The organism is Porphyromonas sp. (genome assembly GCF_030529325.1).
Taxonomy (GTDB): domain Bacteria; phylum Bacteroidota; class Bacteroidia; order Bacteroidales; family Porphyromonadaceae; genus Porphyromonas_A.
Map to the genome: position 1 here is coordinate 26163 of NZ_JAUMXC010000006.1, position 25501 is coordinate 51663.

22 protein-coding genes are annotated in these 25501 nt (G+C 46.5%); 9 read left to right on the top strand and 13 right to left on the bottom strand.

Annotation, left to right across the window (positions count from 1 at the left end; translation table 11 throughout):
- The first annotated feature begins 1180 nt into the window (after window positions 1-1180).
- The 3 genes from pta (at window position 1181) to Q4A14_RS01910 (ending at window position 4066) form a co-directional block, all read left to right on the top strand.
- Window positions 1181-2188: a phosphate acetyltransferase gene (gene pta, locus Q4A14_RS01900; protein ID WP_303169533.1), complete on the top strand. Its 1008-nt coding sequence runs from the start codon at window positions 1181-1183 to the stop codon at window positions 2186-2188.
- 43 nt (window positions 2189-2231) lie between these two features.
- On the top strand, window positions 2232-3431 hold the full coding sequence (locus Q4A14_RS01905) for an acetate kinase (protein WP_303169534.1): 1200 nt from the start codon (window positions 2232-2234) through the stop codon (window positions 3429-3431).
- Between the two features lie 176 nt (window positions 3432-3607).
- Window positions 3608-4066 (top strand): DUF1648 domain-containing protein, encoded by a 459-nt coding sequence (locus tag Q4A14_RS01910; RefSeq protein WP_303169535.1) that lies wholly within the window; start codon window positions 3608-3610, stop codon window positions 4064-4066.
- 146 nt (window positions 4067-4212) lie between these two features.
- Here the strand turns inward: Q4A14_RS01910 and Q4A14_RS01915 are convergent, their stop codons facing one another.
- Window positions 4213-4635 (bottom strand): DUF6249 domain-containing protein, encoded by a 423-nt coding sequence (locus Q4A14_RS01915; RefSeq protein WP_303169536.1) that lies wholly within the window; start codon window positions 4633-4635, stop codon window positions 4213-4215.
- Window positions 4636-4797: 162 nt separating this feature from the next.
- Here Q4A14_RS01915 and Q4A14_RS01920 point away from each other — a divergent pair, with 162 nt between their 5' ends.
- Window positions 4798-5355: an RNA polymerase sigma factor gene (locus Q4A14_RS01920; protein WP_303169537.1), complete on the top strand. Its 558-nt coding sequence runs from the start codon at window positions 4798-4800 to the stop codon at window positions 5353-5355.
- Window positions 5342-5761 (top strand): hypothetical protein, encoded by a 420-nt coding sequence (locus Q4A14_RS01925; RefSeq protein ID WP_303169539.1) that lies wholly within the window; start codon window positions 5342-5344, stop codon window positions 5759-5761. Before Q4A14_RS01920 ends, Q4A14_RS01925 begins: the two co-directional genes overlap by 14 nt.
- A gap of 145 nt (window positions 5762-5906) precedes the next feature.
- Here the strand turns inward: Q4A14_RS01925 and Q4A14_RS01930 are convergent, their stop codons facing one another.
- The 11 genes from Q4A14_RS01930 to Q4A14_RS01980 form a co-directional block, all read right to left on the bottom strand.
- Entirely contained in the window at window positions 5907-7412 is a 1506-nt protein-coding gene (locus Q4A14_RS01930) for a PH domain-containing protein (protein WP_303169540.1), read from the bottom strand.
- Window positions 7413-7415: 3 nt separating this feature from the next.
- Window positions 7416-7937, bottom strand: a complete 522-nt coding sequence (locus Q4A14_RS01935) for a PH domain-containing protein (protein WP_303169541.1) — start codon at window positions 7935-7937, stop codon at window positions 7416-7418.
- A 17-nt stretch (window positions 7938-7954) separates the two neighbouring features.
- Window positions 7955-9265, bottom strand: a complete 1311-nt coding sequence (locus Q4A14_RS01940) for a 3-phosphoshikimate 1-carboxyvinyltransferase (RefSeq protein WP_303169542.1) — start codon at window positions 9263-9265, stop codon at window positions 7955-7957.
- Between the two features lie 792 nt (window positions 9266-10057).
- Complete coding sequence (deoC, locus tag Q4A14_RS01945) at window positions 10058-10921, bottom strand: deoxyribose-phosphate aldolase (protein ID WP_303169543.1); 864 nt, start codon at window positions 10919-10921, stop codon at window positions 10058-10060.
- 30 nt (window positions 10922-10951) lie between these two features.
- Window positions 10952-11323, bottom strand: coding sequence for a nucleotide pyrophosphohydrolase (locus tag Q4A14_RS01950; protein WP_303169544.1), 372 nt, complete (start codon window positions 11321-11323; stop codon window positions 10952-10954).
- Entirely contained in the window at window positions 11320-11772 is a 453-nt protein-coding gene (dtd, locus tag Q4A14_RS01955; protein ID WP_303169545.1) for a D-aminoacyl-tRNA deacylase, read from the bottom strand. Before dtd ends, Q4A14_RS01950 begins: the two co-directional genes overlap by 4 nt.
- Window positions 11769-13586 carry an excinuclease ABC subunit UvrC gene (gene uvrC / locus Q4A14_RS01960; protein WP_303169546.1) on the bottom strand — a complete coding sequence of 606 codons (1818 nt, stop codon included), beginning with the start codon at window positions 13584-13586 and terminating at the stop codon, window positions 11769-11771. The genes dtd and uvrC overlap by 4 nt, the downstream gene beginning before the upstream one ends.
- A gap of 23 nt (window positions 13587-13609) precedes the next feature.
- The gene (gene mnmG / locus Q4A14_RS01965; protein WP_303169547.1) at window positions 13610-15493 is read right to left on the bottom strand and encodes a tRNA uridine-5-carboxymethylaminomethyl(34) synthesis enzyme MnmG; all 1884 of its coding nucleotides are present in this window, start codon (window positions 15491-15493) and stop codon (window positions 13610-13612) included.
- 209 nt (window positions 15494-15702) lie between these two features.
- The gene (gene tpx / locus Q4A14_RS01970) at window positions 15703-16200 is read right to left on the bottom strand and encodes a thiol peroxidase (protein ID WP_303169548.1); all 498 of its coding nucleotides are present in this window, start codon (window positions 16198-16200) and stop codon (window positions 15703-15705) included.
- Between the two features lie 417 nt (window positions 16201-16617).
- On the bottom strand, window positions 16618-18564 hold the full coding sequence (locus Q4A14_RS01975) for a M56 family metallopeptidase (protein WP_303169549.1): 1947 nt from the start codon (window positions 18562-18564) through the stop codon (window positions 16618-16620).
- A gap of 49 nt (window positions 18565-18613) precedes the next feature.
- Complete coding sequence (locus Q4A14_RS01980) at window positions 18614-19012, bottom strand: BlaI/MecI/CopY family transcriptional regulator (RefSeq protein ID WP_303169550.1); 399 nt, start codon at window positions 19010-19012, stop codon at window positions 18614-18616.
- Window positions 19013-19367: 355 nt separating this feature from the next.
- Here Q4A14_RS01980 and Q4A14_RS01985 point away from each other — a divergent pair, with 355 nt between their 5' ends.
- The 4 genes from Q4A14_RS01985 to Q4A14_RS02000 all read left to right on the top strand — a co-directional run bounded on the left by Q4A14_RS01985 (window position 19368) and on the right by Q4A14_RS02000 (window position 22559).
- Entirely contained in the window at window positions 19368-19697 is a 330-nt protein-coding gene (locus Q4A14_RS01985) for a hypothetical protein (RefSeq protein ID WP_303169551.1), read from the top strand.
- 54 nt (window positions 19698-19751) lie between these two features.
- The gene (locus Q4A14_RS01990) at window positions 19752-20423 is read left to right on the top strand and encodes an OmpA family protein (RefSeq protein ID WP_303169552.1); all 672 of its coding nucleotides are present in this window, start codon (window positions 19752-19754) and stop codon (window positions 20421-20423) included.
- Between the two features lie 673 nt (window positions 20424-21096).
- Window positions 21097-21483, top strand: coding sequence for a PadR family transcriptional regulator (locus tag Q4A14_RS01995; RefSeq protein ID WP_303169554.1), 387 nt, complete (start codon window positions 21097-21099; stop codon window positions 21481-21483).
- Entirely contained in the window at window positions 21480-22559 is a 1080-nt protein-coding gene (locus Q4A14_RS02000; protein ID WP_303169556.1) for a PspC domain-containing protein, read from the top strand. The genes Q4A14_RS01995 and Q4A14_RS02000 overlap by 4 nt, the downstream gene beginning before the upstream one ends.
- Window positions 22560-22739: 180 nt before the next feature.
- Here the strand turns inward: Q4A14_RS02000 and Q4A14_RS02005 are convergent, their stop codons facing one another.
- Window positions 22740-25412: a hypothetical protein gene (locus Q4A14_RS02005; protein WP_303169557.1), complete on the bottom strand. Its 2673-nt coding sequence runs from the start codon at window positions 25410-25412 to the stop codon at window positions 22740-22742.
- Window positions 25413-25501 lie beyond the last annotated feature (89 nt).

A 25501-nucleotide genomic window follows, 5' to 3' on the forward strand; every position in this document is an offset into this window, starting at 1 on the left:
TCTCGGAGGCCTGCCATGATAACCATCCATGAAACCATCTCTGGCATCTGACAAAAAAGCGGGAACCTTTCCATTCATTATGGATCTGACAATATCAGGCCCCTGATCAATCACTATATGTACTATAAAAGTTATCAAAATAGTGATCAGGACAGTCTTGATATTCCATCTTTGCGACGTAGTACTTGACAATTTTTTCTTACTCATAATTCTCTATTTTACCTTTCCGTATTTAGATACTGTATACATTTATTATTGAACGATATCTGATTCTGCACTCTGAAGCCTATTTTGACAACAGAGTATGGAGAAATAATTCGTAACAAAGTTAAATATTTTAACAGAAAAAGTTCCAAATCACACATACAAGTCCACCACTTCCGCATAAAAGTGTATAGAATACTAATAAAGTCCCTCATAAAAATGTAGAAAACGATGATAAAGTCCCTCATAAAAGTTTGAATTAAGAAACAAAAGAATCTTAGTGAAATTATTCAGGTCTTCGGTGTGAACTCATATATCCAAAATAAGAAGAAGTAGAAGGGTCGAAATTAAGTTGTCTAACTTGATGAATGAAGATGTCTAACTTGAAGTCTCAAGGTAGGCATCTTTTTTTTTCGCACATGTATATATGTGGATAAGTAGGGATAAAACTGTGAATAGGTTGTGGAAAACTTGTGGAAAAATAAGTGTTAAAATATTTGGTATAATGAAGGCTCATTTGATATATAATCTTTGTTGATCTGACCAAAAAATAAGGGGAAAAGTTATCCAAAAGTTACTATCATAGTTATCCACATAAAAGATCCGGAAATTAACATTCAGTTAGCTCTTCACAGGATAAATTATGGTTATCCACAGTATGGATTATCTCTTTGTTTTAATGTAATATAGACTGTGGATAATGCTGTGGATGAATGTGGATAGACAATATGCTGCAAGAGCTAATGTATTTTGTCCACAATCTCTTTCCACAATACTCACAACTATTATCATCTTATATTTACGAGTTATTTTTTTTAGATCAACCCCTTTCTCCACAGCCTCCGAAAAGTAGTTACTACCATATAAATATAAAGATGATGAAAAGTGTGGAAAAAGCTAAAGTAATTGTCCCTCAGACTACAAAATAATGGTTACATTTGTGCAAGAATTCAATTTAACTTCCAATACATCATTTATGAAACTACTTGAAGATATCATCAAGAGAGCTCAGAACAACCCTATGCGTATAGTGTTGCCTGAGGGTACAGAAGAGCGTACACTACAAGCTGCAGATCGTTTGCTTGCCAATAAAGTGGTCAAGGTCATCCTCATCGGTGATCCTGCTGAAATCAAGGCAAAGGCTGCAGATCTTGGCCTTAAGCACATCGAAGAGGCTACTCTGCTATGTCCTAAGACCAACGAAAAGAAGGATGTATATGCCAATCTCCTTTTCGAACTTCGTAAGAGCAAGGGTATGACTATCGAAGAGGCTACAAAGAAGGCTGAAGATCCTCTATACCTCGCTTGTCTCATGATCAAGAACGGTGATGCTGATGGTGAAGTGGCAGGTGCACTCAATACCACGGGTAATGTCCTCCGTCCTGCACTCCAGATCGTCAAGACTGCTCCGGGCATGAAGTGTGTATCGGGTGCTTTCCTCATGATGGTAAAGGAAAAGGGTTATGGTGAGGATGGTCTTCTTATCTTCTCTGACTGTGCTGTGATACCTCAACCTACTGCAGAGGAGCTTGCACAGATCGCTGTGGCTTCGGCTCAGACAGCTAAAGCCATCGGCGGTATCGAACCACGTGTGGCTATGCTCAGCTTCTCTACAAAGGGTAGTGCGGCTCATGAGTGTGTGGATAAGGTGGTCGAAGCTACTCGCATAGCTAAGGAAATGGCTCCTGAACTTGCCATAGATGGTGAACTCCAGGCAGATGCTGCTCTCGTAGAGTCTGTAGCTCGTCAAAAGGCTAAGGACAGTACCGTAGCGGGTAAGGCTAACGTCCTTGTGTTCCCTAACCTTGAAGTGGGAAACATCTCTTACAAACTCGTTCAACGCCTTGGTGGTGCTGAAGCTGTGGGTCCTATCCTCCAAGGTATGGCGGCTCCTATCAACGACCTCAGCCGTGGTTGCTCTGCTGATGACATCTATTATATGGCTGCTGTCACAGCAAATCAGGCTATGGCAGCTAAGAAATAATTAACAATCAATTATATATTAAAAAAAAGAACAAAGGGAAATAATGAAGATTCTTGTTTTGAACTGTGGTAGTTCCTCAGTTAAGTACAAGCTATACGAGATGCCTACAAAGGACGTATTGGCACAGGGTGTAGTAGAAAAATTGGGACTAAAAGACTCATTTCTCAAGATGACTTTGCCAAACGGTGAAAAGGTAGTACTTGAAAAAGAAATGCCTGAGCACACCAGCGCAGTAGAGTTCATCCTCGAAAATCTCACAAGCCCACAGTACGGTTGTATCAAGTCTTTCGACGAGATCAACGCCGTAGGTCACCGTCTCGTGCATGGTGGTGAAGCTTTCAAGGAAAGTGTCCTCATCACTGACGAAGTGATCGCTAAGGTCAATGAGTGTATCGACCTCGCTCCTCTACACAATCCACCCAACCTCAAGGGTATCGATGCTATCAAGAAGCTCCTCCCAACCATTCCACAGGTAGGTGTATTCGACACAGCATTCCAACAGTCTATGGAACCACACGCATTTATGTACGCTCTTCCATACCGTGTGTATGAGAAGTATGGTGTACGCCGTTATGGTTTCCATGGTACCAGCCACAGATATGTGAGCAAGAGAGCTTGCGAGATCCTTGGTAAGGACTTCAATAACACTCGTATCATCACTTGCCATATCGGTAACGGTGCATCTATGAACGCTATCAAGAATGGTAAGGTTGTAGATACCACAATGGGTCTCACTCCTACCGAAGGTCTCATGATGGGTACTCGTTGCGGTGACGTCGATCCGGGAGCTTTGGCTTTCATCATGGGTAAGGAAAACCTCAACGTAGAAGGCTTCAGCAATCTTATCAACAAGGAATCAGGTGTATTTGGTGTATCAGGTATCTCATCGGATATGCGTGACATCGAAAACGCTATCGAAGCGGGTAACGAGCGTGCTAAGCTCGCTATGGACATGTACAACCACCGTATCAAGAAGTATGTGGGTTCGTTCATGGCTGAACTTGGCGGTTGCGACATCATCATCTTTACAGGTGGTGTGGGCGAAAACCAAACTTCTACCCGTGAGATCGTATGTGCAGACATGGAGTACTGCGGTATAGAGCTCGATACAGAACTCAACGCTAAGACTCGAGGTAAGGAGATCGTCATCTCAAAGCCTTCAAGTAAGGTAACAGTGATGATCGTTCCTACCGATGAAGAGTTGATGATAGCTACAGATACACTCGCTCTCGCAGGTAAGTAATCTCCGGTAGTATAGATAGTCATTACAGACGAGGGTCTACGGTAAGATGCCGTAGATCCTCGTTTTTTTATTTTCATGCAATACATCTTCGCATAATCCTATGTTATTCGGTTGATAATGCTTACCTTGTGATTGTAGTCGATTTGCCTAACTTTCTTAATACTATACCATAACGTATGAGTACCAAGCACATTGTAGACTATCTTTCGCATGCCGTGGTATTGGGTGTATTGGTCTTCATAGCCATTTATTATCCGAGTATGCTCGAGCAGATACCTGTGCACTACGATATCAACGGAGTGTGCGATGCCATGGGGCACAAGAGCAGTATATTTATCGTCGTGGGAATACTTGTGGCGATACACCTTTTTATGGGTTTCCTCAGTGGCAAACCCCACAGATTTTCTTATCCTTTTACGATCAACGAAGAGCGCAAATATCACGTCTATGCCGCCGGGGCTATGACAGTCAAAGTTCTAAGACTCCCGGTTGTGGGCATATTTGCCTGTATTACGATTTTCTCCGCTCTTTCGGTGAGAGTTATGTCTCACATCTTTATTCCCTTTATACTCGTTTCTTTGGCGATAATAATCATCTTCGGAGCGCATAGGATGAACAAGGCCAACAAGGTTTGATATATCGAAATAAAAGCGATGCCTGACGATAAATGTCATACATCGCTTTTATTTTTTTGCCCGAACAGACGATTGTCCGCAGGTGTAGGAGGCAGACTCCGGACACCGACAGACAATCATCAATCCATAGAGAGAATAAACAACCCTCAGTCTTGCTTTTCCTCCTTTCTGTAGAAGATAAGAGATGGTATAAGTATGCCTATACCTCCGAAGAAAAGTACCGAAGAAAGCGTAATCATTTCAAAATTTCTGTACACGAAGGAGACTTCCCATATATCATTCATGTTCATGTCGTGATACACATAGTCAAGATAAACTATGAAAAGGGCGATGCCCAATCCAATGCCCATACCGAGGAGCAGTGAAGCTACTTTGATGGTAGACTTGTTGTTGACAGATCTGTTTCTGTATTTGCTGAGGATGGCATCCCGGAGAGCCTGTGGGTTATCACTTTCGCTGAGTTTGTCTATGAGTTTGATACGCTCATTGCGACGCACAAATAGTTCGAATATCTTGTAGATGCAGGTGAAGATGATAAAGATGATCGAGATTGCCATTATTTCTTTCATGACTTTGAAATGTTTATTGGTTAGTACTTGATGTTGTTTACTTTTTACCCTTTAGACGCAAAAGGGTGGGGGCGGTTACACTTTTTAGCTTGGAAAAAATTTATCTTCGGAAAGTGTAACCGTAAGCGACACTTTGCGTCTATATGACAAAGACCGACGATCATGGACAAGACAAACATACTCAGCGATGAGGCTTGTATAGCGCGTGTGACGGGAGGCGATACCGAGGCCTTCGGTCTGCTCGTTGCCCGCTACAATGACAAGCTCATCCGTATGCTCATGCTCATGGTCGGCGACAGGTGCAATGCCGAGGATCTTGCACAGGAAGTGATGATCAAGGCATTTACCGGTCTTGACTCCTTTCACGGTCACTGCAGCTTCTCGACCTGGCTTTATCGCATAGCGTACAACAAGGCTGTCAGCGACATGAGAAAGAAGCGGAATAGATATACCGAAGTTCCTCTGAACGACTCCATACTCCAAGTAGAGGACGATGATGATGAGACAGAGACGGTCACAGAGTCGCCCGAAACACTCCGGTGGGCTTTGGCACAGCTCGATCCGAAGGATCAGACCCTCTTGTCTCTGTACTATGGAGAGGGAAAGAGTGTGTCCGAACTAAGTCTCATAGCCGGACAATCTCCCTCAAATATCAAGATAAGGCTCTTTCGCCTGCGTAACAAACTCAAAAAGATCATGTCTGCTTATGAAGAAAGATAAACATATCATCAGACCCCCTCAAGAGTCCCTGCTCAAGGACGAGGGTCTATCCCATCTCTTTGCACAACTGCCTTCCATAGAGCCATCTTCGACCGATCTCAAATGGTCTGTGATGTCACGTATACGGGAGATAGACAACCGTCGCAAAAAGCGGGAAAAGGTCATCTTTTACCTCTGTATCAGTCTCGTCATCGTACTTGGGATAGCAGCTTCAGTCTTCGTTATTCATTACCTTTTTTCAGACGCATCGGAGGAGATGAGAGCGGCCTACTCGGGCATGGCAGAGACTCTCGGCAATCCTATGATATACATAGTGCTGTGCACGATATTTTTCTACCTCAGTATAGACCTTTGGGTCTCGCATAGGTGCAAGTCTCGCAAATCGAAAAAAGGATACGACTCATGAGGGTCGTATCCTTTTTTTGTGTCTCGAAAAGGTTGTCTGACTTGAAACATCAACGTGCCTACCTTGACGCATCAAGATGCCTACCTTGATTTTTACCCTTCACTATCTTTCGATCGGGGGTGCTTGTCATCGGTAGGCGAGTCCCTTATTTTTCATGGATTTCCACCTTGTAGAGGATATAGTTCCTTATCTTGTCCGCATGGGACAGGGGGATGCTCCGCACGGCGTAGATACCCGCCATGGTATTGACTGTGAGTTTGGCCCTTCCGGTACGTTTTTGGACAAAGGATTGGGATACCCTGACACTCTCCACTTTTTCGATGGGGATGAAGGTCTTGGTGCGGGCATACTGTCCTCCATAGATGAGTATATGGTGCGGATCTATGGCTATGGCGCTGTGCTTGTACATCAGATATGAGCCTACAAGTCCTATGGCGGTGACCAATGGGGCAACTACCCATAGTGCCGGTGAAAAAAGTATCGCCGTAGCTCCCACAACGGGAACGATGAGTACCAAAAACCTGATCAAAAGACTGTACCAAAATATCCCGAATCCCGAATGTGTACGCTCGGCAAGCAGTACCCCTTTGGCCTTGTACCAGTCGTTTTGCAGACTCTCATGATGTTTCCACCCGAAGAGTATTATACGCTCATTGCCCTTCTTTCCCTCTACCGCATCGGACTGTTGGATGTACACACTGGCGATGCCGAGGATGGCTTCGATATAGTTGCTCTTTATGGTAAGAGCCGTGATCTTATCCTTGGTGATGAAGGCCATGCGTTTAGTAAAGAGTCCTGCCTCGTAGCGCATCTTGTCCGCTGTCACGGATATCGTCGCTCCGTACTGTCTGACGACGATGAAGCCTATCCATACGATGAGAGTGACGATATACGAGAGGGTGAGGGCTATGAGTAGTACGATCCAGTCGCTCTTGCTGTACCAGTCTTGGATCTTGTTGGTCATGTCCTCGATATGTCGCAGCACAAACTCATTGATTTCGTTGAAGATATAAAAGAGAAACGCAAAGACGATGAGAAGACCTTTGAGAGGGTTCTGCACCGTTGCACCGAGGATGAGATCCTTGAGTCCGTAGGGGAAGTGGTGGAGCTTTTCGCCCTCGATGATGGGTTCGCCGTCTTCCTTTTTATTGTCGGTAGTGATGTTGATCACGAAGTCTCCTTCCTCGTTGATCGTGTGCATGAGTCGGGTGAGGTCTTCTTGGTTGAGGAGCAGTTCGATCTCCACATCTTCGGACGCTATGCTGTCGAAGCTGATGCTCACCATATCCACAAGTCTGTAGAAAAATCCGCTCTTTGTCCTTATGGTGTGGATACGCTCGAGAGGTATGCTCTTCACTTTTTTATTGAAAAATCCACTCTTGAGGATGATGCACTGATCAGAGACCTTGAAGTAGGTGGTGAAGTAGGTGATACTCTTGGATATAATACCGAATATCGCAATAGCAAGGATAAAAAGTCCCAGTCGGAGGAACACCGTTTCCGAGCGGTTTTCCCTGAATAGCACTATCAGAGCGATCGGCCAAAACTTCCACAAAAACATGGCCATACCCCGCATGCACATCAGCAGGAGTGCATCGGTACCCATACGTGTGTAGGCCTTGAAGTCCTTCGTCTTTTCCGATGACATCATAGACTAACTTATTTTGCTCATTATCATCTCCTTGAGACTCTCTGCCTGTTCGCGCGTGAGTCCTACGATGTTTACCCCGTCCGATGTCTGTGCTGCGGTACGTATGTTGAGACTGTACAACCCTACGATACGGAAGATAATATTTTGTGAGACAACGACTTGTTGTATCTTATTGAACGGTATGGTGATCTGTCTGGACAAGATGATACCTCTCTTGTAGGTGAGGTCTTTGTCTCGCACGGCATAGCCTCTCTTGCTGCATGCCCTTTTGAGCCACGTGAGATTGACGATCAGTGCAACGGCAATGCCCAAGGATATGAATCCAAAGAGTTTGAGATAGCCGAAGTCCTCAAGTATGAGATAGATAAACCACGAAAGTCCCAGGATCAGCAACCATGTGAGTATGGTCTCGATGATCAGGACGTAGACAAATGTAGGTTCCAAAGGGTGGTAGCTCTGTTCTTCCGCTTTGGGAAGGGTATTGATGTCTACCTCGAGGTTGTGAAATGTTTCGTTTGTGTGCATGGTTTCAATAGTTGATGTCAGTGAGATGGGGTTATGTCGGCAACTTTGGAGAGTTCGTTCCAAAATTTGGGATAACTCTTTGATACACAATCTGTATTGTTTATATATATCCCTTTGCTCAGGACAGCTCCGGCAACGGCAAAACTCATGGCGATGCGGTGGTCATCGTGACTGTCGATGAGGGTAGGCTGATTGGTTGTATTTCTTGGCGTACCCTCGTAGGTAAACGTGGATCGGTCATGAGACACTCCGTCCGAAAAACCGAGAGCTTTGAGACCTGCCGAGACGCTCTCAAAGCGATTGCTTTCCTTGAGACTAAGGCTCTCAAGTCCCGTAAAATGCATCGGCATACCCAGCATGGCATAGGTAACGGCCAAGGTGGGAAAAAGATCGGGATGGTGAGAAAGATCTATGGATGCAGTTTGGGGAACTGCCTGCGGAGCGGTTTTGACTATGCGTATGCCGTCTTCGTCTTCGATGGTGTCTATGCCTAATGGTTTGAAAAGGGATGCTACGACCTTGTCACCTTGCAAACTGTCGGAAAGGAATAATCCGGGTAATCGGATGGACGGTAGGGTAGGGTGGAGGCATAGGAAGCTGTACCAGTAGCCGGCACCGGACCAGTCGAGTTCGACAGCCTTGTCGGGAATTTCTTTGTAGTCCTGAGGATAGACAGTGAGGATATCTTCTTGCCACTCGACAGGGACTCCATAGGCAGACATCCGAGCCATGGTAAGGCTGATATAGGGCGTAGAGCCTTCTTTTTTCTGCCTCCTTAGCGATAGACCGCCTTCTACCTTGGGAGCTATGAGGAGTAGGGCACTCACGTACTGGGAGCTTTCCCAGCCCGTGGTATCGATGATACCTCTGCTCCTTAGTTTCTGTCCCCGGATCTTCAGCGGAAGGTGCCCATCGGCTTCGATATACGTGATGTCGGCTCCGATATCGCGTAGCGCCGACACCAGAGGAGCTATGGGGCGTCTTTGGACTTGAGGATCACCTTGGAGGACAAATGTACCCTCGCTGATTGCGAGAAGTGCGGTCATAAGTCGCATCGCTGTCCCTGACTGATGTATGTATATATGTATCGTGTCCTCGGACCCTCCTTGTGCCGATCTTCCTTCTCTGACTCTAAGTGTTTTGCAGGCCTGCTTCAGGACTTCGATATCCACACATTCGTTGTTGTCAGAGTCCGGATCAGCAGGTAGACGGAGGATGCTCCTTATTATTAAATCCCTTGAAAGTAAGCTCTTGGAGGCATTAAGGCTGATTTCACAAGATTTTTGGTTGATATCTTTGACCTTAATATGCAATCTTTGCACATTCATTGACAATATTTAGAGATTTATTGTGTTAATTTAATTTTATTTCTATACATTTGCAGCAAATAGAATTTTAGCCTTTTGATTTGTAAAGCTATCAAATATCAACGGTTAAAACAATGATTTACCTACTATTATGTAGAGTAATCCAAATTTGTAGGGGGAAGAGGGAAGGGAAAGAGTTAAGATTTCATCAATTAATAAAAATCACTGTCGAGCTCTGCGTTTTTTAAGAGTTTTTACGCTCAGCTCATTTTAATTGCTAAAGGACAGTGTAAATATCCACGAGGAGGCTTGCCGTGAGGTAACCCTACCTTGTGGATATTTCTTTTTATATCATCGTGGCAACTTCCGTACATTTCTTTCTACTTGTTTTGTTCCCAAATTTTTTTTTGAGGATCTTATCTTTTGCATCTTTGATCAGAATCTCCTCCGGATTAAAGTCCGATCGAGAGGAGATCATCATGGGGCTTAAAAAGGTTGTCTAACTTGATGCATCAAGTTAGACAACTTCATTCATCAAGGTAGGCACGAGAATTTCGAGGGTTCTATACCTTATTTTTGATATTGTGATTTTTAATATCGTTGTTTTATGTAATATTTTGACTTTGCTTTGTTATTGCTGTCATAGATTGCGTATACGTCACTTTTTATTTTTGTGGATGTGTTACTCATAATTTTGGAGATCTTCGTTTTTAGGCCTGTTTATGAGTGTTGATTTTTGGCTGTTTTGAAACAAAAAAGGGTATGCTTTTCGGCATACCCTTTTGGTTTTATATGGATGAATGTCGAGGATGATCAGTCCAAACGTTTTTGGAGATCTGTTACGAGCGAACTTGCCCCGACGCGGAACAACTTATTGTTCATCCATTCGTCACCGAGGATTTCTTTCACGAGGCAAAGATACTTGATGGCTTCTTCGGTGGTGCGGATGCCACCCGATACTTTGAGACCTCTCTTGATGTTGTGCTTTGCGTTGTACTCTTTGAGCACCTGGCACATGACATAAGCTGCTTCGAGTGAAGCTCCGGGATACTCCTTACCTGTCGATGTCTTGATGAAGTCGGCATCACAGTAAAGAGAGAGTATAGATGCGCGTTGGATGTTTTCTGCCTTTTGGAGCGCACCTGTCTCGAGGATTACTTTGAGCTTTTTGCCCTTGCAAGCAGCCTTGAGTTCTTGGATCTCATCCGCTACTTCCTGATAGTTCCCTGCGAGGAAATTACCAAGGTGAAGCACGATGTCTATCTCATCTGCTCCGTCAGCTATCGCAAGGCCTGTCTCTACGATCTTTGTCTCAAGGAATGACTGTGATGATGGGAACGAGCCGGATACACATGCTACTGCCACATCTTGTACCATGAGGGCATCCTTGACGGTCTTGACGAAGTTGGGATATACGCAGATAGCCGCTACCGGAGGAATGGTAGGGTTGTTTTCGTCCAATTCATTGACCTGCTTGACGAAGTTGTAGATGTGATCGACGTGATCGGTAGGATTGAGAGATGTCAAGTCTACACAACTGTGGATGAGCTTGATGCTGTCTTTGTTGTTGAGACTGTCATAGTGCTTGTCTATGATCTTTTGGATCTCTGCTTTGATCTCACTGTCAGATAGCACAGGAGAAAATCCTTCGAATGCTTCTTGAAATTTACTTTTCATGTTAATCATCATATATCTGTTCTTTTTATATTATTGCTCAGTAAGTTTGATGTTGTTTAGATGTCTGTCTTTGTCTCTGGTTGTCTTTTTTCTGATGTTTCTTTCAAATGCCTTTGAGAGGTCGCAACCGGTCTGGTTGGCTATACATCCGACAACCCATAGTATGTCTGCAAGCTCGTCTGCAAGTTTATCCTGCGATATGTCCTCTCCTTTCTTTGTGGATTGATCACCGTACATTCGAGCCATGATGCGTGCGAGTTCTCCTACCTCCTCGGTGAGGATGGCCATATTGGTCAGGGGAGAGAAATAGCGTACCCCATATTCCTTAATCCAACTGTCTACCGCTTCTTGCATCTCCGAAAGGGTAGGGGAGGTAGCTTTATTCGATTGATCTGTACTCATCTGTTTTTGCTGTCAATGATTATGGTGACAGGTCCGTCATTGCTGAGCGACACTTTCATATCAGCCCCAAATTTACCGGTTTGGACTCTCTTTCCCAAACTTTCGGAGAGTTTTTCAACCATTTCTACGTAGAGAGGCTCGGAAACTTCGGGTCTCGCTGCGTGTATGTATGATGGTCTGTTGCCCTTGCGTGTGTCGGCAAGGAGGGTAAATTGAGACACAAGCATCATCTCCGCTCCATCGACTTGTGTGATGTCGAGATTCATCACTCCGGCTTCGTCGTCAAAAATACGGAGTTTCGGGATCTTCTTGAGCAGGTATTGCAGGTCGTCTTGGGTGTCTTCGGTGCAGACACCAAGTAGGACAACCATACCATGGCCTATCTGAGAGTATATCTCCCCGTCTATGGTGAGTCGGGCTTCGCTCACTCGCTGGATTACAACTTTCATTGTGGACTGTTAAAGTGGTCGTGAATAATCTTGGCCTTGGCTGCTCCGATGACCTCTGCAAGCTCTTCCATCGATGCCGATCGCATGCGTTTTATGCTCTTGAAATGTGAGAGCAGGGTCTTTTTCGTGACAGCTCCGATACCTTTTATATCGTCGAGTTGGGATTGCTTTTGCTTCTTGCTCCGTATATCTCTGTGGAATTTTATCGCAAACCTATGTACTTCGTCTTGTATCCGTGTCAGTAGGTGAAAGGCCTGACTCCGCTGAAGTATACCTACCAACTGAGGAGGGTCGCCATAGAGAATATTTGCGGTGTTGTGCTTGTCATCCTTGGCAAGTCCGAGTATCGGGATTTCCACTCCAAGTTCGGTCAATGCTGAAGATACCGTATTCATGTGTCCTTTTCCTCCGTCTGTCACGATAAGGTCAGGCAATTCGGCACCTTCCTCAATCATCTTGCTGTATCTGCGAGTGACGACTTCTCTCATCGAAGCATAGTCGTCAGGTCCGCTGACTCCTCTGATATGATAATGTCGATAGTCCGCTTTGGAGGGATGAGCGCCTTTGAAGACCACACAAGCTGCGACAGGAGCATCTCCGCTGATATTGGAGTTGTCGAAGCACTCGATATGGTAGGGTAGGGAAGGTAGACCTATTGTCGTCATCAGCTCCCTGAGGAGTTGCGTATTCCTCTGTTCCGGATTCAACTTCTCAGCCTGTTTGTACTTATCCTCCATATACTGGCGCACATTCTCCATAGACAGATCAAGTACCTTTCTGCGGTCACCTCTCTGAGGAACGGTAATCGTAAGGTTTTTCCCAAGCTCGAATCCGGGATCAAAAGGAAGTATGACCTCTCTGATGTTTCCTGTCTTGGAGTTTTGGATCAGATCCTGCACGATCGAAGAAAGCACCTCATCTCTGTCCTCTTCGATGCGCTTTTTGTACTCCATGGTCTTTCCCGCAATGATATTGCCGTGTCTAAGCTCGAGGTAATTGACATAAAAAGCCTCACTGTCGCTATCGCACGATACCACCAAGGCGTTTCCTATGACATCGCTGATGATGGTCGATTTGGCCTGGTGATTTTCCAGGGCTATGATCGTCTGTTGTACATCATGCGCTTTTTCAAACTCCAATCTCTCGGCATGGGCAAGCATTGCGGTTTTGAGCTCTGCCACCACTTCCTTTATGTTCCCGTTGAGGATCTTTTTTGCGCTTTCCACATCCTTTTGATACTCCGCCAAGGGTATGTTGCCGATGCAGGGCGCCTTACATCTTTTGATGTGGTATTGCAGACACACCCTGAACTTTCCGGCCTTGATGCTTTCGGGAGTCAAGGCGAGCTTGCAGGTGCGGAACTTGAAAAGCCATTTGAATAGCTTTATGAGCGTATGGGGTAAGCTCCTGTCGGGATAGGGACCGAAGTACAACGAACCGTCTCTATTCATCTTGTGCGTCGAGAATATCCTTGGGAAAGGCTCTCTTGTCACGGATATCCACGGATAGGTATTTCCTTCTTTGAGAAGGATGTTGTACATCGGTTGATGTTCCTTGATGAGGTTGTTTTCGAGAAGCAGGGCGTCATGCTCTGTCTCTACCACGATGTACTCCACCGAATTCAGGTCGCGCAAGAGGGCTCGTGTCTTTGGGTCTTCGTTCTCCTTTTGGAAGTACGAAGAAATACGCTTGCGGAGGTTCTTTGCTTTTCCGACATAGATGACCTCGCCGCCACTATTTCGATAGCGGTAGCAGCCCGGTTTTTCCGGAATGGCGCTTAGCGATGCTCTTATGTGTTCTCTCGGAATAAGCATAATGTTCCACGTGGAACGATGTCTTATCGACCTATAAGGACAAGCAGGATATTGATGTCACTTGGAGATATCCCCGGTATACGAGCGGCCTGACCGATGGTTTCGGGGTCTATCTTCTTTAGTTTTTGTCTCGCTTCGGTCGATAGAGATCTGATGTTATCGTAGTCAAAATGTCCTCGTATCTTTATATGTTCCAGTCTTTTAGCTTTTTCTGCGAGTTCTTTTTCCCTATCGATGTAGCCTTTGTATTTCATAGCTATCTCTGCCGACTCCACGATCTCTTCTCTTCTGTCTTCCGGCAGTGCGCTGATCGCATTTGCAAGGGTAGGGATTATCGTTGCCAGGCTATTGAGCGAAAGGGTCGGGCGCAACACAAGGTCCACAAGTTTGCAGCCATGACGCAATGTTGTCGTGCCGTTGTCGATGAGGAACTGATCCACCTCTGACGGGGATACCGAAGTGTTGTGGCAGAGGCGAATGATGTCCTCCACGGATTGCTCTTTGTCTCTCAATAGTGACACACGCTCACCCGAGCAAGCTCCGATGTTGTATGCCAGTGGTGTGAGTCGCGCATCTGCGTTGTCTTGTCGAAGCAGTATGCGGTATTCCGCACGGCTCGTAAACATACGGTAAGGTTCATCCACACCCTTTGTCACGAGGTCATCTATGAGGACACCTATGTATGCCTCATCTCTGTGCAGTACAAACTCCTCCGAAGGACTATGTACCGACAAGTGCGCATTGATACCTGCCACGATACCTTGCCCCGCAGCCTCCTCATAGCCTGTTGTGCCATTGATCTGCCCTGCAAAGAACAGTCGCTTCACAAGCATCGTCTCGAGGGTGTGCTTGAGTTGGGTAGGGGGGAAGAAGTCGTACTCTATCGCATATCCCGGTCTCAATATGTGTGCATCCTTGAGGGCCGGTATGGCACGTATGGCAGCATCCTGCACCTCATAAGGTAGTGAGGACGAAAAACCGTTGATGTAATACTCCGTCGTATGCTCTCCTTCGGGCTCGAGGAAGAGCTGATGACGCTCTTTCTCTGCAAACGTCGTGATCTTGGTCTCTATACTCGGGCAATATCTCGGTCCTATACTCTGTATCTGTCCGTTGTAGAGGGGCGAGTCATCGAGGCTGTCTGCAAGTATCTTGTGTACTTCGGGGTTGGTGTAAGTGATGTGACAAGGACGCTGTATGAGTTGCTTGTTGGACACTCCCGGCAGGAACGAAAACTTGCGGAAGTCTTCGTCTCCGTGCTGTACATCACATAGGTCGAAGTGTATTGTGCGGGCATCGACACGCATCGGTGTCCCCGTCTTCATGCGATCGGACTCAAATCCCAGAGAACGCAACTGCTCGGTCAGACCGAACGAAGCCGGCTCGGAGATACGTCCTCCCGAAAACTGCAACTTCCCCACGTGCATCAAGCCGTTGAGGAACGTCCCATTGGTCAGTACCACGGCACGTGCCATGAACTCCACGCCCATGAACGTACGTACCCCTCTCACCTCGCCATCATGGATGATCACCCGGCTCACCGTGTCCTGCCACACGGACAGGTTTTCGGTCTGCTCCACTATCTGCCTCCATGCTTCGCTGAATCTCTGTCGGTCGCTCTGTGCACGAGGGCTCCACATCGCAGGACCCTTGCTCCTGTTGAGCATCCTGAACTGTATGGCTGTCTTGTCCGATACCACACCCATGTGTCCGCCCAGCGCATCTATCTCGCGGACGATCTGCCCCTTTGCTATCCCACCTACGGCAGGGTTGCAACTCATCTGAGCTATCTTGTTCGTATCCATTGTGATAAGCAAGGTCTTTGACCCCAGGCGAGCCGCAGCAGTGGCTGCCTCACAGCCTGCATGACCGGCTCCTACCACAATGATATCGTAGTTCACTCTCATCTTATGTATATTGTGATCTTTTTTACTTTATTGTGAAACACACAAAGTTACAAAAAATAACCGTACTTATCCCGCGCCTTCTGACTGATCGTTAGAGGTTTAAGCCAAGAATATCCGTTGTCTCCATCCTTTTGGGCAGACGACAAAGGCTGTGTACGGGGATCATTCCCTGTGCACAGCCTTTGTTTTATTTTATCGGCTTCTCTTTCTTAGAGTACTGCGAGAGCTGCTGCGTAGTCAGGCTCCTGAGTAATCTCAGGCACGAGTTCGCTGTGAAGCACCTTGCCGTCTGTGTCTACGACTACCACGCTACGTGCGAGAAGACCTGCGAGAGGACCATCCACCATAACCACGCCGTACTTGTCTTCAAACGCAGGGTAACGGAAAAGTGAAGCAGGTACCACCTTGTCAAGACCCTCTGCACCGCAGAAACGACCGAGTGCAAATGGGAGGTCCTTAGAGAGGCAAAGTACTACAGTATTTTCGAGGCCTGCAGCCTTAGCGTTGAACTCTCTCACGCTCTGTGCGCACACACCTGTGTCTACGCTTGGGAAGATGTTGAGGATCACTCTCTTACCCTTGAGGTCGCATAGAGATACTTCAGATAGATCTGTCTTTACTGCTGTGAAGCAAGGAGCTTCGCCACCCTTTGCAGGGAGATTGCCTTTGATATTTATAGGATTGCCTTTTAGTGTAACTGTTGCCATAATTTTTTTCGATATGTTTTTGTAGTGTTAGTAAAAACTCATTTTGCTTATATCAATCCTGAGTATAACAATCCGGAGTGCCAAAATGTTCGGGTAACCCTCTCCCTCTCTATGATGCAAGAGTGAAAACAATAAAAATCCTGCTTGTAGACAGGGCTGCGTATATGATCTTGCCTGATGCTCTTCGACAAGTCGTAGAAGGTCACAAAAAAGGTTGTCTAACTTGACGCATCAAGTTAGACAACTTAATTCATCAAGTTAGACAACCTTTTTTCGAGGTCCTCGGAATGAGGGTGGAACATGTTGTCAAAAGTGACTCCCCGATGGGCTTCGGATCAAAGTCTATCGGGGAGTCTTGTGGGTTTTGTATGCAATCACTTCAACCCTTCTTTTTTCCTCTTTTGCGTGAGGCTTGTATTATTGCTTATTGTCTTGTTTCTTCACGTCATCAACCGGGATTCTGAAATTGATAGGCAGTGAGAATCTGACGCGCACGGGAGTGCCGTCTTCTTGTCTCCCCGGAGTGAACTTCAGTTGCTCCACAACACGCACGGCTTCGGCATCCAATAGAGGATGAGCGGACTTGATTACCTTTACGTTGGACAGATTACCGTCCTTCTCAACGATGAAACCTACTATCACTCTACCGTTGATATTTTTATTTATTGCCTCTTCGGGGTATTTCACCATTCTTGCCAGGGCTTTCATCAATCCCCCTTCTCCTTCGTCGATGTACTCCGGCATATTTTCCAAGTAGTCAAACACATAGGTGTTCAGCTCGTCTTTTGTCTTTGCCGGTACATAGACCTTTATGGTTTGGACGCCATTTATTGAGGCTTCGAGAGTTTGATTCATGACGAATTGTTGCAACTCGCCTCTCAGTCTTGAGTCTTTGGCAGAGACTTTGACTGTTGCCGGCTTTCCACCTTCAACTTTGATTGTGATGACGATATTTTCATTCTCTTTGTTGGGGAAGGCTTTTGCAAACCTCTCTACCTCAGCCTTGAGAGTACTCATGCTCTTGGGCTTGGAGGTGGTTTCTATTTTTCCCATGGGAGCGGCCTTGCCACCATCGTCGAGCCTGAAGTGTATAGGCATGTATATATTCGCCGCAACGGGTTTGCCATTTTTTATTGCCGGATTGTACTTCATCAGTTTGGCAACTCTGACAGCTTCTGCATCGAGTAGAGGGTGTACACCTTGTTTTACTTCTACCGAGGATACATTGCCCTTCTCGTCCACAGTTATTTTCAGATGTACTTTCCCCGATACACCTTGCTTTGCTGCTTCCTCAGGGTACCTGATCCATGAGCTCAGGTCCTTGTACATCTGTTTATCTCCTCCGATATATGAGGCATTTTTATCATCCGAGTCTTTGCCCTCTCCGGTTTTCTTGGGAGGAGGCTTTGCGATCATGTCTTCGACAGGAGCTGTGTCGGGAGCGGGGGCTATCGCCATCATGTTTGTCCCCACAAATATCCCAGCCGATGTAAAGATGAGCGTCGATGCCATCCGCAAAAATTGCAGACGCTTGCTTGGGGTTTCATTACTGTTCATCATACTGATTCTTTTTTTTAGGTTATAAACAGAGAAGGAGAGGCTGAGAGATTCGGCCGGTATCTTCAAAGAACTCTCCAGTAGTTGGCGTTGGTATGCCTTGCGGTCGATACCACTGTCTATGACGTGGTTGTCGGCAAGGTATTCGAGTATATTGTAGTGTGCACCGGTGAGTATCCATGCAAAGGGGTTCCACCAGTGTGTTACGAGACATAGCTGATGCAGGATGAGGTCGTAGTGATGCCTCTGAGTGCAGTGTGCCTCTTCGTGACAGATGATGAGACTCCTGCGTCTCTCGTCGTCATATATCTCTCGTGGGAGCACGATAAGTCCCATGAATGAAAAGGCATTGGGGATCTTGTCGGTGATGTAGAGTCTCTTGCCGTCGTTGAGCCTCACTCTTTCGGCAGAGTACAGGATCGACAGCACTCTGATGAGCCCTATCACGAGGCGGATGAGCATGATGCCCGCTCCGATAGCCCACAACGCAAAGATGATGTCCGTCCATGAAAAGGAGAGTGTCCGCACGGTGTTATCTACGGCTTCGACAGATAGTCCGGGATGCAGATACATGTTCCACATTTCGATGCTTACTCCTTTTCCACCCTGAGCTGCTGTCGGGATCAACTTGTGTGGGTATAGTGTCGAAACCAAAGGCAGGGCAAGGCTCAACAATAGTGAGAGGATGTAGAAGCCCCTCCTATTGTGGAGGCTGAGGTGGTGACGGAGCAAAAAACGGTCTGCTGCCGCACATATCGCCAGCCCTATCCCTGATATCAAGAGGTATGTCGTGAATGTAAGTGTCATGGTCATAGAGTATTTTGTCAGTTTACTGAGCGTTGCCGCCCTTTCTATGTCATGATCGGGAATCGCCGTCCTCGATCATCTTGAGTATCTCCTGGAGGTCTTCGGCAGATACCTTACCTTCTGAGGCAAAGTGTTGTATGAGACCCTTGTAACTACCGGTAAAGAAGTTGGAGACGACATAACCCACGGTGTTGGAGCAGTAGTCCTCTTCGCTCACACGTGGAGCATAGACGAATCCACGCTTTTTACCCACACGATGTACATAGCCTTTCTTTTCGAGCTTCTGTGCTATCGAAGCCACCGTGGTGTAGGGTGTCGATGAGTGCTCCATACACTCGAGCACATCGCTGATCTCTCCGGACTCTATCTTCCATAAGGCACGGATGAAGTCTTCTTCGAGAGGGGATAATCCGTTGAGGAAACTTTTGTCTTTTTCTTGCTTGTTCATAGATGTTTGCGCTTTGTTCTACGATTATTCCGTAGCAAATATACGAAAAAATCGTAGCAAGCAATAGTTATGACGAAAAAAAGTAAATGTGGAGACAAAATTTTATTACATTTGTGACTATGATTATGCATATCAGTTTTTTAGGCAGACTGTCGGACTACGTACGATCAATATGTCGGGCTGAGACGCGGGGCTATCGGGGTATGCTGCTCCCTGAGCTCCTTTTCGGATTGGGTGTGACATCGGTATTGAAAGCGTGGTACAGAGTGGCTTATTCACGTACTTTATAGATTTAGAGATATTATTATCATATTATATTTCTACCTTTGTGCAAATAAATACCACAATTTGTAGCATGGATACTAAAAAGACAGATAACGTTGAGATGGAGTACGACGATGATGCGTGTATAGCATTCATACGTGAGCAGACTGCAGGTAGCAAGGCTATCAAAGCTCTTTCGGATGATGACATCATGTACATCATTGATCTTGTGTATGACTTCATGGAGAGTCGTGGACTCATGGACGAAGACGACGAAGAGGACTTCGAGGTTGATCTTGAGGAGCTCTATCAATATGTGACCAAAAATATCAAAAGGGATGAGTTTGATTTCTCTCTTACAGAAGACGACTTCATCCTCATCTACGATGCCGAAGCCGAGTATACGGACACCCTTGTGTAAATCCGAGTGGCATAGGTATTCCACAATATGAACAACTAAATAAATTATTAGATTATGAAGAAGACAACAACATTCCTTGGAGCGGCATTTCTCTCCTTCGCAATGATGTTCAGTGGTTGCGGACTCAACAACGCAGCCAAAGGTTCAGGTATAGGACTCGGTGCCGGTGCAGCTATCGGTGCAGGTGTAGGTAAGGCTCTTGGCAATACAGGACTCGGCGCGGTCATCGGTGCTGCTGTCGGTGGCGCAGCCGGTGGTATCATCGGAAACAAGATGGACAAGCAGAAAAAAGAACTCGAACAAGCTGTACCTGAAGCAACCATCGAGACTGTAAACAATGGCGAAGTCATCCGCGTCACATTCGATAGCGGTATCCTCTTTGCTACCAACTCAAGCACGCTCAGCGCTGCATCTCGCACTGCTCTCATCCGCTTTGCTCAGAACATGAACGAAAATCCTGATACAGATATCAGAATCGTAGGTCATACTGATATCACAGGACGTCACGAGTACAATATGACCCTCTCCAAGAAGAGAGCTGACAGTGTCTACAATCACCTTATCAACAACGGAGTAGCTCCTGCTCGTATGATCTCCATCGGTATGGGTCCTGATGAGCCTGTTGCAGACAATGCTACTGTACAGGGACGTGCTCAGAACCGCCGTGTGGAAGTATACATCCTTCCAAACGCGAAGATGATCGAGGAGGCTAAGAAAGGTACATAATTCCCTTCCCCCGATACCTAATATCATATAGGGACTGTGCCGTGGGTCGTTAAGTTTCGATCCACGGCATATTTTTTGTCCTGATGGGTAGGAAGTCTTACCCAGGGCAACCGTATCAAAATGTAAGTGCTTGATTATCAATCATATTTTTGAGTGTGTTCTTTATCTTTGAATATAACCCTCAAAATGCAACTATTTGAAAATTAGAGACTTGTATTTTATCTGGATTTTTGATGCGGTTGCCCTGAGTCTTACCTCCCAAAAAGGATTTGGCACGGCAGTATTGCCATGTTATGTGGCTGCTCCACGGGGATCGACAAATTGCTCTCCGCGCGGTCGCCAAATTATCCCACATAGATCAGCAAATCTCTCTACGGGGATCGACAAGTTACTCCATAGGGGTAGGCAAGGATGCAAAAAAGGTTGTCTAAGGTGATTTGTCAAGGTAAGGAACTTTCGATCAGAAGTTCCTTACCTTGATTTCAACCCTTGTCTAACCTCATTGTCCCTGCTTGGTACTTCTCTTACTTTTTTCAGAAGGTTGTATTTGTTTTTCTTGTAGTTTGTATTGCAAAGTACAAGAATTTGCATACCTTTGTGGTATAGGTAGTGAAAACGGCTACCGAAAAAGACAAAAACAATAATTAACCTCAAGAGCTAAAACGTTGGTATAATGAACGAAGCAGTAGAAAAAGTGAAGTCTCAGATGCGTAAGGGTATCTTGGAGTACTGTATACTCCTGATCCTCCACCGCAAGGAGGCATACAGCACTGACATCATCAATGCGCTCAAGCAAAATGAGCTCATCGTGGTCGAAGGGACGCTGTACCCCCTCCTCTCTCGACTCAAAACCGGAGGGCTACTTGCGTACACGTGGGTTGAGAGTTCGCAAGGGCCTCCACGTAAGTATTACAAAATCACGGAAAAGGGTGAGGAGTTCCTCTCCGAACTGCATTCGGCTTGGCATGAGATCCGAAACACCGTGGATCTCCTCATGAAAGATTTACCCATCGAAGAAAACACTCAGTCCTATAATCCTGAAGACATTATTAACATATGAAAAAAACGATTACCATTAACCTTGCTAACCGCGTCTTTCAGATCGAAGAAGAGGCTTATTCCATGCTTGAGCAGTACCTTCGCGGACTCAGGGCTTACTTCAAGCGTACCGATCCGGACGGAGAGATCACCGATGATATAGAAAATCGTATCAGCGAACTTTTTGCGGAGAAAAAACGCCTTGGGCACGAAGTCATCACGGTGGAGATCACTTCTGAGGTCATCCATCGTATCGGAGATGCCCAAGATCTCATAGATACTGAGGGAGAGGAGACAGAGGATGGTCCTTCGGTAGAGACTGAGATCCCTTCGTCAGGCAACGAAAAGCCACATAGGAAGTTTTACCGCGATATCTCTCGCAGATGGGTCGGAGGAGTGCTTGCCGGACTTGCAGCCTACACCAATATCGATGTCTGGATCATGCGTTTGATCTTCATCGTGTTGTTGTTTACTCCCGGTACAATCTTCTTCATCCTCATTTACATAGCTTGTGCGATATTCGTAGAGCCTGCCGTCACTGTCGATCAACGTCTGCAGATGAGCGGTAAGGCAGTCTCGCCCGATGCGATGTGGAAAAAGATCTCCGAGGAGTCCAAGGAATTGGGCGGCAGAGTCTCTGATGGATTTTCTAAATTCCGCAGCAAGTACAACCTCGGATACAAGACAGGAGACGAGCGACAAGAGTCTGCTCCCAAGAAGAGTTTTTGGTCCAATCTCCTTTGGGGTATCGTAGGTGTCGTCATCGCGATCATCCTCGGTATAGGGTGTCTCTATCTCCTTGCTCCTGACTTCGTTCAGGCCTTTTCTTACGGGCTTGAGGACGGATTTTCGGGAAGATACGGAGGTCCTTCTGATTTTTACTTTGGGGGCTTTTGGGAAAGTCTCTTTGCAGGAGGTCTCGGGTTGCTTACCGTCCTGATTGTGCCACTTTTGATATTGCTCCTTATCTTGTTTTTGGGACTTTTGTTGGCCATCCTCATAGTGCCGATAGGTATCATCCTCAAGACGCCTTTGCACGGATTGATCAAGGCTATCCTCATCGTAGCATGGTTTATTTTTCTCCTCGCAATGCTCTGACATAGAAATATGGACGCTTTAATAATATTTCTCATTTAGACCTTCATTAGGTCCACACATTGTACTTTTTTTCTCCGAGGTGGTTGGGATAACCATCTCGGAGTTTTTATATACACAAGGAGTCACCAAAGTATCTTCGGTGGCTCCTTGTGCCGTTGTCATGTCGCGATGAGAAAAGCGTCAAGGCTTCCTGCTCGGGAGTTTCCATCTCATAGTGAGGAAGACTTCTGACGGACGCAGATAGTATCTGCCCGAGTAAGCATTGAGAGCGCTTTGGCGTTCGATACGGTAGACCGAAGAGCCTCCGATGTTTTTTGCCGAAAGGATGAGAGTCGCCCAAGAGAGATTCCACTCTGCGCTTGCATCGAAGACATAAAACTTGTGGGGTCTGCCCTCATTGACGACTTCGCTTTTATTGTAGTACAGTCTCCCTGTTGCATTGAGGAGTAGCGACTTGGCAGGCTTTGCAAAGACCGACAATGTATGTACATGAGCATCTTGGACAGTGTAGTTGTCGGCCCCCTTGAGGCGGAAAAACGATCTGTTGAGACTGTTGCCGTACTTGATGCTGAAGCCCGTCTTGACCTGCCACTCGATGGTCGGCGAGAGCGTGATGTTGTGCGTGTTGAAGTGGTAAAGCAGGCCCTGCTGGTTGGTCTCCATGTCGGAGAAGCCATGCATCACGGACAGATTGGTAGTAATGCCTGCAGACTGAAAGATCTTCTGGAGGTCGAGGTTTTGTGAGAACATCCTCCCTTTTTGAGGTACGGCTTCCGGCGAGTGCAGGCGATAGATGTCCTGCAATCTTGTGGAAACACTCATCGGCGTGTGGGTGAGGGCAAGATTGGCACTATAGACAGCGCTGAAGAAGTTGAAGATATCTTTGTATGCAAGCCTTGTATATAGCGATGTCCTTTTGCTTTCCCACCACCGGCGTGCACCTCGGGTGATGAAGTTTATACCCCTGAAGATGTACGGTGAATAGTGGTCAAGTGCCGAGGGCTCGTTTGTGCCGTGGTTGGCGCTCAGCATCCAGTCTATCGAGTGCCCTTCATAGAACAGCCCTGCCGATGGTGTGAACCACAAATTCCCCCGTGACATCGTGCCGTCTGCGATATTTTTCTCAATTGCGGAGGTGTTGAAGAGCTTCACTTCAGGAGTCACCGAAAATCTCCAACGTTTGACCCGATAGATAAATCGCGGAGACACTTCCAGTACTATCCTCGAATACGTGAGATCTCCCTTGAGAGGAGCGTCCGCTCCGAGGGCTGGGAAATACAGATCCGTGTCGTAGTGCTCGCGGAGGTACTTCAGATTGCTTCCGGCATTGAGTTGAAAACGTCCGGCAAAGTAGTCAAAATCGAGTTTGAGATCGTTGGATATGCTGTTCGTCTTGGCATCCTGTATCACCTTGTCCGTATTGCCGGGCAGTGGAGACTCAGCGTGTAGGGAGAGTTTCTGAGGCATGTAGTCCAACCACAGAGCATCGGATATGGAGAGGATGTTTTTGCCCAACTTCTTCGACCATGAGATGTTGTTTTTCAGCACCACTGCCGGAGCCAAGGTGTGTTGCGAATAGGGATTGCCATTTGTGCTCATGTCCGCTTTGAGATCCTTGTGCGCAAACTTGAGCAAGGTCTGTACCTTGGCAAACTTCTTGGAACCATTGTAAGTATAATCGCTCTCTATCTCTCCATAGTGCTCTTGCCTCAAGAGCGAAGTGTGGTCCTGTACGATCCTTATCTCCGTGGGGGAGAGGCGGAAGTAGGTCGTCTCGTCCTTTTCTCGCTTTGCCTGATCAAATCCGTAGTTGGCATTGACTCTCCATTTGGCATCCTCCGAGATACGATGGAGGAAGTTGAACGACCCCAAGGCCGTGGTATTGATACGTCCACGATCGCGTACCACCTCATCTCCCATGTCTGCGCCGGTGCTGAAGAAGTCTTCCCTGCCACTGTTCTCGTAAGGGTTGCGGACGATAACCTCATCGGGAGCCAGGGTATTGAGTTCGGAAAAGATGTCTCTCCCCGTATTGGCCCCTTTACCTATGATCATGGCCTGATTGTCTTTGCCGAAAGTATATGCCGATCCATCCCCGAGATACAGAGGTTTCTTTTCTTTGTTGATGCCGACACCGGTCGTCAAGGCATAGATCCAATTGTTTTTGGCACTCTCTTTGAGACGGACATTCAGAGCTGCCTGATCGCTCAACGAACGATCCTTTTTGATCTTCACCGGTTCGTGGTTTTCCAGCACTTCAAGGGCTGCAACATCATCGGCTTTGATGTTTTTTGTGGCCAGACCGTATTTGCCACCCATGAGGTCAAGTCCCTCGATATAAAACTTGTTGATGCTTTTTCCCTCATAACTTATGCGTCCGCTTTTGTCTACCTGCATACCCGGGATGCGCTTGATGGCATCCTCGAGTGTATGATCCCCGAGCTTGATGAGTTGGCCCACAGAGTAACGTATTGTATCTCCCCTCTTGCGCACCGTTGTAGCACGTACGACGACCTCCTTGAGCTTCTCCTCACGGTTGGAGAGGACAAAGGTGCGCCCGCTGAACTGGCTCGCCGGCTCCGTCATCGAGAGTTTTTCGTATGCCAGGTGGGAGAGGGTCAGTGTCACCTTCTGAGACAAAAGAGCATCCGATATGGGGATCGAAAAACGCCCCTCTTTATTCGTAAATCCACCGCCGATGATCCTCTTCGTCGTCGCATCCGTCAGAGAGACAGATACTGAAGGGACGGCTTCGTTCACACCTTTGGATACGACACGACCGGTGATGGCGGACTGTCCGAAAGCAGTCATGCTCAAGGATATCAATATAAAAAGGACTGAAAGACTTCTCATAGCTGTGGATAGTGATTATATTAGGTCTTGGAAAAAGTCGCCTATATTGACAGATCGAAATAAGCACTTCATTTCATCGAGATAGGCAC

Excerpts from the sequence above, each read along its gene's own strand:
- pta (WP_303169533.1), top strand. The coding sequence starts at position 1,181 with ATGAAACTACTTGAAGATATCATCAAGAGAGCTCAGAACAACCCTATG.
- Q4A14_RS01905 (WP_303169534.1), top strand. The coding sequence starts at position 2,232 with ATGAAGATTCTTGTTTTGAACTGTGGTAGTTCCTCAGTTAAGTACAAG.
- Q4A14_RS01910 (WP_303169535.1), top strand. The coding sequence starts at position 3,608 with ATGAGTACCAAGCACATTGTAGACTATCTTTCGCATGCCGTGGTATTG.
- Q4A14_RS01915 (WP_303169536.1), bottom strand. The coding sequence starts at position 4,635 with ATGAAAGAAATAATGGCAATCTCGATCATCTTTATCATCTTCACCTGC.
- Q4A14_RS01920 (WP_303169537.1), top strand. The coding sequence starts at position 4,798 with ATGGACAAGACAAACATACTCAGCGATGAGGCTTGTATAGCGCGTGTG.
- Q4A14_RS01925 (WP_303169539.1), top strand. The coding sequence starts at position 5,342 with ATGAAGAAAGATAAACATATCATCAGACCCCCTCAAGAGTCCCTGCTC.
- Q4A14_RS01930 (WP_303169540.1), bottom strand. The coding sequence starts at position 7,412 with ATGATGTCATCGGAAAAGACGAAGGACTTCAAGGCCTACACACGTATG.
- Q4A14_RS01935 (WP_303169541.1), bottom strand. The coding sequence starts at position 7,937 with ATGCACACAAACGAAACATTTCACAACCTCGAGGTAGACATCAATACC.
- Q4A14_RS01940 (WP_303169542.1), bottom strand. The coding sequence starts at position 9,265 with ATGAATGTGCAAAGATTGCATATTAAGGTCAAAGATATCAACCAAAAA.
- deoC (WP_303169543.1), bottom strand. The coding sequence starts at position 10,921 with ATGAAAAGTAAATTTCAAGAAGCATTCGAAGGATTTTCTCCTGTGCTA.
- Q4A14_RS01950 (WP_303169544.1), bottom strand. The coding sequence starts at position 11,323 with ATGAGTACAGATCAATCGAATAAAGCTACCTCCCCTACCCTTTCGGAG.
- dtd (WP_303169545.1), bottom strand. The coding sequence starts at position 11,772 with ATGAAAGTTGTAATCCAGCGAGTGAGCGAAGCCCGACTCACCATAGAC.
- uvrC (WP_303169546.1), bottom strand. The coding sequence starts at position 13,586 with ATGCTTATTCCGAGAGAACACATAAGAGCATCGCTAAGCGCCATTCCG.
- mnmG (WP_303169547.1), bottom strand. The coding sequence starts at position 15,493 with ATGAGAGTGAACTACGATATCATTGTGGTAGGAGCCGGTCATGCAGGC.
- tpx (WP_303169548.1), bottom strand. The coding sequence starts at position 16,200 with ATGGCAACAGTTACACTAAAAGGCAATCCTATAAATATCAAAGGCAAT.
- Q4A14_RS01975 (WP_303169549.1), bottom strand. The coding sequence starts at position 18,564 with ATGACACTTACATTCACGACATACCTCTTGATATCAGGGATAGGGCTG.
- Q4A14_RS01980 (WP_303169550.1), bottom strand. The coding sequence starts at position 19,012 with ATGAACAAGCAAGAAAAAGACAAAAGTTTCCTCAACGGATTATCCCCT.
- Q4A14_RS01985 (WP_303169551.1), top strand. The coding sequence starts at position 19,368 with ATGGATACTAAAAAGACAGATAACGTTGAGATGGAGTACGACGATGAT.
- Q4A14_RS01990 (WP_303169552.1), top strand. The coding sequence starts at position 19,752 with ATGAAGAAGACAACAACATTCCTTGGAGCGGCATTTCTCTCCTTCGCA.
- Q4A14_RS01995 (WP_303169554.1), top strand. The coding sequence starts at position 21,097 with ATGAACGAAGCAGTAGAAAAAGTGAAGTCTCAGATGCGTAAGGGTATC.
- Q4A14_RS02000 (WP_303169556.1), top strand. The coding sequence starts at position 21,480 with ATGAAAAAAACGATTACCATTAACCTTGCTAACCGCGTCTTTCAGATC.
- Q4A14_RS02005 (WP_303169557.1), bottom strand. The coding sequence starts at position 25,412 with ATGAGAAGTCTTTCAGTCCTTTTTATATTGATATCCTTGAGCATGACT.